We start from the raw sequence: 8,602 nt of genomic DNA, 5'->3' as shown, positions 1-8,602 counted from the left end.
GTTTATTTTCTGGAAGCGGGCGGACGGAATCGAACCGACAACAGCAGTTTGGAAGCCAGCTGTTTTATACCCGCAAACGCTTGCTGCGTAAGGCTTTGCGGCGTTCCTTTAGTCTTGTGGGCAAGTTGCGGGCAGCAAGTCCTACTGACCAGATAAGCTTCAGAAGCCAAGCGTTGTTGCTGGAGAGGAATCGAACAAAGAGCTGGCCGCCTCCTTCGCTCTGACACACCTAGCCATACCGAACCTAGTCTGGCCTATCTTTCAGCGCAGCTCAACCTATTGCTGGCTGGGTCAACAAAACGCGCGGAGTGCCCCCCTGTATAGACGGTGGGAATGGACAGCGCCCCTAGATTGACTTTGGGTGTACCAGAGCACCGCCGCACGAAACAATACACTTAGAGTCAAGCTGTACTGCTATCATGCCTGTGTCTGCTTGTGGTTTTGCGATAGAGAGGGACAGGGGGTCGGTGAGGGTTATGTTCGATGTTGCTACCAACCAGGGCTGGGAACCTGCCTCGTGAGTCTTGGATGCTTCAGCTCTACTATGGCTAGCGCCACGCTTTGCGAACGCAGACTCGGTACACAGGATGGACGCCGTCCCGCTGCCGCGAACGATGAAACAACTGGGGCAGGGAAAGAGACAAAACCCTTGTCGTCAGGTAGGCGGGGGAACCCCACCCATGCGCTGGGGTAGCTCATGACAGACACAGGCAGCAGCCTTCCCGCTAATGGTGTAGAGCCCCTACACTAGAGCTTGCGTGGAAGTGTTGTAATTAGTAGGGAAGATATTGCAGGAGAAAATTCCATGCTTCAAGAGAACGTTGAAATGATCCCAATTCCGCCTAACTTACTGGACTATCAGAGGCGCGCTGCAACGCTGCCTGCAACTTTTGTCCCTATTCTTCGCTAGAAAGAAAAGGGACAAAGATGGATGATGCTCTCATAGAGAAAATCGTCAACGACCTTAAAGACATTCCACGTCTTCATCGCTTTCAATTAAGCCCCTTTAAGGTCAACGAGCCATTTTTGGATGCACGGATTTTTGATTTGCTTACGTACCTCCAGTCTGAGTTACCAAATGCCACAATTACCTTGACTACCAATGCTTCGCTCATCAACGAGCGGATCTTGGAACGATTGACCCAGTTCCCCAATCTTGGCTACTTGTGGGTTAGTTTTAACGATCATCGCCCGAACGAATATGAGGCAACAATGAGGTTGCCCTATAGACGAACCCGCGAAAGCCTGGACATGCTGCACAAAGCAAAAGCTGAAGGACGTTTGCCAATGCGCATTGTGCTGTCGCGTGTCGGTGACGGCACGGCAGTTGATAAAGATTTTGCTGTCTGGGTAAAGACAACTTATCCCTTGTTTGAGGTGAGCATTTTTCCACGCATGAACTGGCTTGGCCAGGTTGACATGCCCACTTCCGCGGTGCCGCCTGTAGCCTGCACCCGCTGGTTTGATATATCGATCACAGCAACGGGTGTAGTAGCCCATTGTTGCGCCGATGGCCAGGCACGCTACCCCATAGGCAACGTTCGGGAGCAGCATGTCCTCGACATCTACAACAGCCCAAGCTATCGCCGACTGCGCACAACAGTGGACAACCGTCTGCTTGTCGAGCCCTGCCGCCGCTGCAATTTTCTCTGAGGGAGATTTATGGCTATCACCGCCATCGAATACATCCTATTTCGCCAAATGCGGGAGCAAAACGCCATTCCACTTGGAGGAGACTGTTTGGAACTGGGCGAAGCCAACTGGTATGGCGACGTGGCTGTCGAGCAGCTTGGCCAAGACATTTATCGCTTTGCCAAAGAGGAAGAACGTACTGCCCTCTTCCGTCAGCTCGATGAAATAACTCAAGCCAAGCGCCCCGTAATGCTGTTCGAGATTGCCAAGATCTTTTGGCGCACCTTCTGGCAGCCGCGCTCCATGACGGCGGTGGATCTTCATGGCACCGAGACAGCTCTCAAGCTAGACCTCAATTTCCCTATTGAGTTGCCCCAGCGTTATGATGCTGTTTTTAACCTTGGCACAGCCCAGCACATCTTCAACATTGCTCAGGTAATGAAAACCATACACGACTACACACTGCCTGGCGGCTTGATGATCCATGGCCTGCCCTTTACTGGCTGGCTCGACCATGGTTTTTACAACGTGCAACCGACTTTTTTCTGGGATCTAGCTCAGGCAAATGGTTATACGATAATGGCTTATCTCTACGTCGAATACAACCCACTGAAGTTCGTGCAGCTATGGAAACGCGAGGATATTCTCGAACTAGCCACCAAAAATCAGATTGGCCACAATGCCCTGCTTTACTGCGTACTGCGCAAGCCCGCTGAAGATCAACCGTTTCACTTTCCGATTCAGGGCTACTATGCTGGCACTATCTCCCAAGAGGCAGCACAGGCTTGGGAGACTCTACGATAATAAGGAGAGTAAACATGAAACAGCTCAGGGAGTAATTTGCAGAACTCGGCTACTGCCATATCCCCCAGTTTATTTCGCCCGCTTTGTTAAATGAGTGGGCAGATGACCTGCACTGGCTGGTCGCCACGCAGCTTGAGCGGTTTGGCCTTTCAGCCAGTGAAGAAAGTGACCCTGTGCGTCGTTTGTCGCGCTCGCTCATAACTCTGTGGCGGGCCAAGCCGGAGGCCCAGTCTTGGATTTATGAGGAGGTCAATCGTCGGCCTTGGATGTTTGAACTGGCAAGCAGCCACTTGCTCACTGGTTGGGTTAGAGAGGTACTGGGCAGCGAGCACATCGCCATCCATCCACGCCTGATCATGATCATAAGCATGCCCGGCCACGAATGGCATGTTGCCTACTGGCATCAGGATCGTTTCTACGGCCCATATCACGTAGTGGCCTACATTCCGTTACAGAATACCGGCGCTTTAATGGCGGGTTGGTGGTTGCACCTGGCGAGCACAAGCGGGGTCTGCTGCCTCACGCCTACGACGAGGCGCTGCGTGGAAAAAACAAGTGGATTACGCTTTTGCCAGAAGTCACCGCTTCCTTCAAAGAGCAGCGTCAGCTCGAACTAATGGCAGGTGACCTGGTTCTCCTCGACGGACTATTGCCGCATTCGGCCAACCTGAACCGCAGTGAAGACGTAAGGTTTGCGGTTTCGCTGCGCTATACCGATTTGACCGATCCTTTCTTCATTGAACGAGGCTGGCGCTGGGAAGATTTGGCAGAAGAAGGACGGAAAGCACTTGCAACCAAGGAGAATGCCCCATGAGCAGCACTAACCATCCCTTGAGCGGCATGATCCGCGAGTCATCCCATCAAAGCGAAGCCAATATCAGGTGTCTGGCAGAACTGGAGCGCTACTGGGCCGAGAGCCCCGGCAGCGCCAACATTAAATTGGAAAATTTTACCAAATACGTTACGCGGGAAAGCTTAACGAAATTCTTGGCACGCGCCGAGGTGTTCCAGAAGCAACTGCACGTTCACGGTTCAGTTGTGGAGATGGGGGTTGCCCGTGGCGCAAGCCTCATGACCTGGTATCACCTGAGCTCGATTTTCGAGCCAACCAATTATCTGCGCGAGATCATCGGCTTCGATACTTTCACGGGCTTTCCAGAATTGTCTGCAGCCGATCTGGCAGGTCAGCAGGTTTCCGAACATACCCGTCCCGGTGGTTTTGCCGTCGAAAGCGGCATGGCCAACGATATTCTGCGTGCCGCATCCATCCATGATTTGACCCGCTTTCTCGGACACATACCAAAACTGAAGCTAGTCGAGGGCGATCTGCGTGTTACACTGCCCAAGTATCTTGAAGACAACCCCCATTTGGTTGTCTCTTTGCTGCATCTTGATGTCGACCTCTACGAGCCAACAAAACTGGCCCTGGAATTGCTCGTGCCGCGCATGCCCAAGGGAGCAGTGATCTTGTTCGACGAGCTCAACCTGCGTCAGTTTCCAGGTGAGACGCTGGGCATCCGCAATCTCCGTCTGATCCGCTTCCCCTACGCGACGTCCATGTCATACGCCGTGCTGGAGTAAACTCCTCCACGGCCATAGCTTGCTTCCCTGAAGCAGTAGCCTGCAGAGGACAAGCCAACTACGGGCCTCTGGGCTGGTTGACAGCAGCTCCAGAGGGGGCAATCAGGTTGGCGGCGTTGGACTCCCCATCCCCTTCCCAAGGCCTTTCTTGGCCGCCTGGACTGGGGTGGGGGCTAGCTGACAGGTCAGGGTTTGTTGCATGGTAATAGTACGATAGCCTCAGCGCTGCATTTTTCTGATGACACCCCTTTACTCCGACCCCTGCCCGGCATGCGGCGAAGTAGCGGCCCACCCTTTTTTTGACGGCGGGATGGCGCCGCTTGCCATCCTAGGCTGGCCGCGCACTGAACATGAGGCGCGGTCAATGCCCCGTTATCGGCTTGACTTTGTCCAGTGCATTGCCTGTGGCCATGTCTGGAATCGCGCCTTCTGCTATGAGGATGTTCCCTACCCCAGCCAGTCCACCCTCATGTTCAACGCTGGGATCCTGTGGAACCAGCACCTGGCACAACTAGCTAATGAGGCGTTGACCTACCTGCCCCAGAACCCAACAGTGGTTGAGATTGGGTGCGGCTGTGGTCACTTTCTGCGCGCCTTGGCTGCGCGTCGGCAAGGACAGTACATCGGATTTGATCCCCACCAACCAGACGACTTCCCCCGCGACTTCCAGTTTGAGGCGCGGCTTTTTGAGCCGGTTGAGGATCTGCTGCGCCTTCAGCCAGATCTGGTGGTGATGCGCCACGTGCTGGAGCACTTTAGCCAACCAGCAGCTTTCCTGCAGCAGTTGGCGTGGGCTGCAAGTCAATGTGAGAAGACTGTCCGCTTGCTCGTTGAAGTACCTTGTATCGACCGGGTCTTCCATACAGGCCGATTGGTGGATTTTTACTACGAACACCCCCAGCAGTTCAGTACCGAGTCACTGCGCACCCTGTTACAGCGCGTGGGTGCCATTGTGAGCTTGTGGCATGCCTACGATGGGGAAGTGGTGCTGGCCATCGTGGAGCTCCGGCTGCCCCCCGATTGGCGGCTACGAGCAGAAGCAGCAGCTCAATTCCTGCAGCGCAGCCAAGCGGCCCGGCGCAGGATTGCGGCCCAGCTTCACGAGCTTGCCTGCAGTGGCCTGCGGGTTGCCATATGGGGAGGTACAGGGAAAGGGGCAGCCTTCATGCACCACTTTGGGGTTAGGGCCGAGCAGTTTCCCTTGGTCGTCGATTCGGATCCCAACAAGGTCGGCACTCATGTGCCCGGGGTGGGTCAGAGAATTGTGAGCCGAGAGGAACTGGTCAAGCAACCCCCAGACGTGGTCATCATTCCAACGCAATGGCGCGCTGCCGACATTGTGACAGAGATGGCCAGCCTTGGGATAGCGCCAAAGCAGGTTCTCATCGAGCACCAAGGGCAGTTGGTTGACTACTGGCACGCGACCCATCCCTATGCCCTGCCGGGAGGGAAAAAAAGCACTTGAGGAGTTTCCCTGCAATGTCAGAGTTGGACGACCTGCTGCAGCAAGCCCTCAACCATCACCAGCAGGGGCGCCTGGAGGAGGCGGAGCAGCTCTATCGAGCTGTCCTACGGTCTGTCCCCCGCCACCCAGAGGCGCACCACAAGCTGGGGCAGCTTACCCGCCAGCGGGGGCAGCCCCGAGCGGCCCTGCACCATTTGGTAACCGCCGTCAGCGCCAATCCAACGGTTGGTCAGTATTGGCTGTCCCTGGTTGAGGCGCTGATGGAGTGTGACGAATATGCGGAGGCCGAGTCGGTGCTTGCCGATGGGCACACCCTCGGACTCCTGGAAGAGGCAGTGGTTGTCGAGTGGAGCGCGCGGCTGGCCGCTGCCAAGCTGGCAGGAGAGGCCCCCTCCCCCAGCTCGGTGCCAGCGACTCGAACCCTTAGCGAGGAGGAGGTCAGCGAGCTGCAGGCAGCAAGTGACGCCTACAACTGTGGCAACCTGGCCCTTGCCTTGCAAAAAGCCCAGGAGGTGCTGGCCAGAAACCCCAGCTCTGCCCTAGCCTGGGCCCTTGTTGCCAATGTGCACTGGAATCAGGGGGAGTATGCTGCAGCAGAAGAGGCGGCTCGCCGCGCTCTGGACCTTGAGCCTGCAGAGCGCAACGCCCTGCTTGCCCTAGCGCTATCTCTGCAAGGGCAAGGGCGCTACGTGGAAAGCGAGGCGACCTTTCGCCAGGCGCTCCTAGCCTATCCAGAGGATGCTGAGATATACAGCAATTTTTCAGCTCTACTGCAGGAGATGGGCAAATGGTCGGAAGCGCAAGCGGCTGCCCTGCGGGCCATCGAGCTCCGGCCGACTTATGCTGACGCCTGGGTCAACTACGGGAGCGCGCTGCTGGGGGGCGGCGAAAGAACGCGGGCCAAGAACGCCTACCAAGCAGCACTGCAGTTCAATCCCCAACGGGTGGAAGCGCTCCTCTCGCTTGGGAGAATGGAGCTAGGGGAGCACAACTTTTCCCAGGCCCTGGATTACTACGACAAAGCCTTGGCCCTTCGCCCCGACTTCCCTGAGGGCTTGCTGGGCAAGGCAGAAGTCTACCTCAATTTAGAGCTCTTTCAGGAAGCAGAGAGCTTTGCCCGTCTTGCCCTTCGAAAAGATCCCCACCACTTTGCTGCCTATCTGGATCTAGCGCTTGCCTTGGCAGCTCAAGAAAGAGATGCAGAAGCAGAGGAAGTGCTGCAGGCCGCGCGCCAATGCAGGCCGCAACCCCCTAATGCTGCCGAGCAGATCCTTGCGGCGCAGATTCAGGGCCGGCTTTGGCTACCCCCCATCCTAGAGTCACAGGCCGCTATCGCCCACTGGCGGGCACGCTACCAGGAGGGTCTGCGGAGTTTGCTGGCCTTGCCTGGAACCCTGGAAGACCCGACCCAACTCTTGGGAACCTCCCTTTCCTTCTACCTCGCCTACCACAACGCCGACGACCGGCCACTCATGGAGATGCTCTGCCAGCTCTTTCGAGCCAAGGCGCCGCAGCTCAATTTTGAAGCGCCGCATGTTGCCCGTTGGCACTTCCCTGCTGGTCGGCGCATCCGCGTTGGCTTTTGCTCACAGTTTCTTGTCAACCACACCATCGGCAAGCTCTACCAGGGCCTTTTGCGTCAGCTTGACCGCTCGCGTTTTGAAGTTATCCTCATCTACCCACCGCAAGCCCGTCGCGACTCGGTGCGGGCTATGTTAGAGGCTGCTTGCGACCGAGTGGTGGTTCTCAGCGGCCCACTGCCCCAGTGGCAGGCGCAGGTTGCAGCCCTTGAGCTGGACGCCCTCTTCTATCCCGACATCGGCATGTCGATGGCGACCTACTTCCTGGCCTATGCGCGGCTTGCGCCGGTGCAGATGGTTAGCTACGGCCACCCGGATACCACTGGCCTCGATACAATCGATTACTTCCTGGGGGCCGATGCGCCAGTAGAGCCAGAAGGGGCGGAAGCGTACTACAGCGAGCGCTTGGTGCGCTTTGCCCGCTTGCCCTTCTTCTACTACCAACTTTTCAGCTTGCCGCGGCAAATTCCCCCACGCGCAGAACTGGGCCTGCCTGAGCGCGGCAGGCTCTACGGCTGCCCGCAATCGCTTTTTAAGTTTCACCCGGACTTCGACGCGGTGCTAGCAGCCATTGCTGAGGGCGATCCCGAGGGCCACATTGTCCTCATCGACAGCCGCGCCAAGACTTGGAACGACCAGCTCAGGGCCCGCTGGGCAAAGAGCGCTCCCATCCTCAACGAACGGGTCTGCTTCGTGCCGCGCCAGCCCCTTGCTCGCTTCATGGCGCTGGTGGCCCATTGTGACGTTCTGCTGGATCCTATCCATTTCGGCTCAGGCAACAGTTTCTACGAGCCCATGGCCTACGGCAAACCCGTTGTCACCTGGCCTGGGCGCTTTGCCCGTGCGCGTTTGGTGGCGGCAGCCTATGAGCAGATGGGGATTGCCCAGATAGCGCCCATTGCCCCATCCCTCGACGCCTATGCGGCTACAGCCCTTGCTTTTGGCCGCGACAAGGAGCGCTGTCTGGCTTTTGCCACCAAGGCCGTAGAAGCAGCCAAAGTGCACCTGTACCAAGACCTGCAGGTTGTGCGTCAGTTCGAGACCTTTCTCCTGGCGGCGCTGGAAGCGGCTGCCCGTGGAGAGAAGCTGCCCAGCGGTTTTCGGGTGCCACCCCCCGACCCTGGGAGCTGAGATCCTCAGGGGGTGCGGAGTTGCTGCCTCTGCTCGTGGGCAGAAAACAAGCTCCCCCGTATCCTTACCGAACCACCACCCGCTGCAGCGCCCGTCGCCCTACTGCCATGTCCGGCATCCCTATTGACGTGCGGTAGCGCCGGCCCTGCTACGTTTAAGTCAGACGCCGCCAACCCTTGTCTTGAGTCACGTAGACAACTTCCTTTGGCTCTCTCCTTGCGATCATTTTGCAATCACTCTACGCACCCAACTTACCCTCTTCTACCCCAAACTTGGCTTTACCCTCAACTGAGGTTTTAGGTCTGAAAGGGCTTATCTGGAGCCAGTTTTGCAGCTTAGTTCAGGATCTACCGGCTGGAAGCGGGCGGACGGAATCGAACCGACAACAGCAGTTTGGAAGACTGCGGTT

The 8,602-nt window shown here is 57.0% G+C and carries 6 protein-coding genes; all 6 read left to right on the top strand.

The genetic code is table 11. The features are described from left to right. Positions 1-927 precede the first annotated feature (927 nt). The 6 genes from NW827_RS02985 to NW827_RS02960 all read left to right on the top strand — a co-directional run bounded on the left by NW827_RS02985 (position 928) and on the right by NW827_RS02960 (position 8,193). Complete coding sequence (locus tag NW827_RS02985; RefSeq protein WP_414403837.1) at positions 928-1,653, top strand: SPASM domain-containing protein; 726 nt, start codon at positions 928-930, stop codon at positions 1,651-1,653. Positions 1,654-1,662: 9 nt separating this feature from the next. Beyond that, positions 1,663-2,436 carry a hypothetical protein gene (locus tag NW827_RS02980; protein WP_414403836.1) on the top strand — a complete coding sequence of 258 codons (774 nt, stop codon included), beginning with the start codon at positions 1,663-1,665 and terminating at the stop codon, positions 2,434-2,436. Positions 2,437-2,818: 382 nt separating this feature from the next. Further along, positions 2,819-3,250 carry a phytanoyl-CoA dioxygenase family protein gene (locus NW827_RS02975; protein ID WP_414403835.1) on the top strand — a complete coding sequence of 144 codons (432 nt, stop codon included), beginning with the start codon at positions 2,819-2,821 and terminating at the stop codon, positions 3,248-3,250. Next, on the top strand, positions 3,247-4,017 hold the full coding sequence (locus NW827_RS02970; protein ID WP_414403834.1) for a TylF/MycF/NovP-related O-methyltransferase: 771 nt from the start codon (positions 3,247-3,249) through the stop codon (positions 4,015-4,017). Before NW827_RS02975 ends, NW827_RS02970 begins: the two co-directional genes overlap by 4 nt. 238 nt (positions 4,018-4,255) lie before the next feature. Next, positions 4,256-5,482 carry a class I SAM-dependent methyltransferase gene (locus NW827_RS02965; protein ID WP_414403833.1) on the top strand — a complete coding sequence of 409 codons (1,227 nt, stop codon included), beginning with the start codon at positions 4,256-4,258 and terminating at the stop codon, positions 5,480-5,482. Between the two features lie 14 nt (positions 5,483-5,496). Then, entirely contained in the window at positions 5,497-8,193 is a 2,697-nt protein-coding gene (locus NW827_RS02960; RefSeq protein WP_414403832.1) for a tetratricopeptide repeat protein, read from the top strand. The last annotated feature ends 409 nt before the right edge of the window (positions 8,194-8,602 follow it).

Source organism: Synechococcus sp. H70.1, assembly GCF_047502705.1.
Classification (GTDB): domain Bacteria; phylum Cyanobacteriota; class Cyanobacteriia; order Thermostichales; family Thermostichaceae; genus Thermostichus.
The sequence above is the reverse complement of the archived record's forward strand: the minus strand, read 5'-3'. Positions and strand labels throughout refer to the sequence as shown.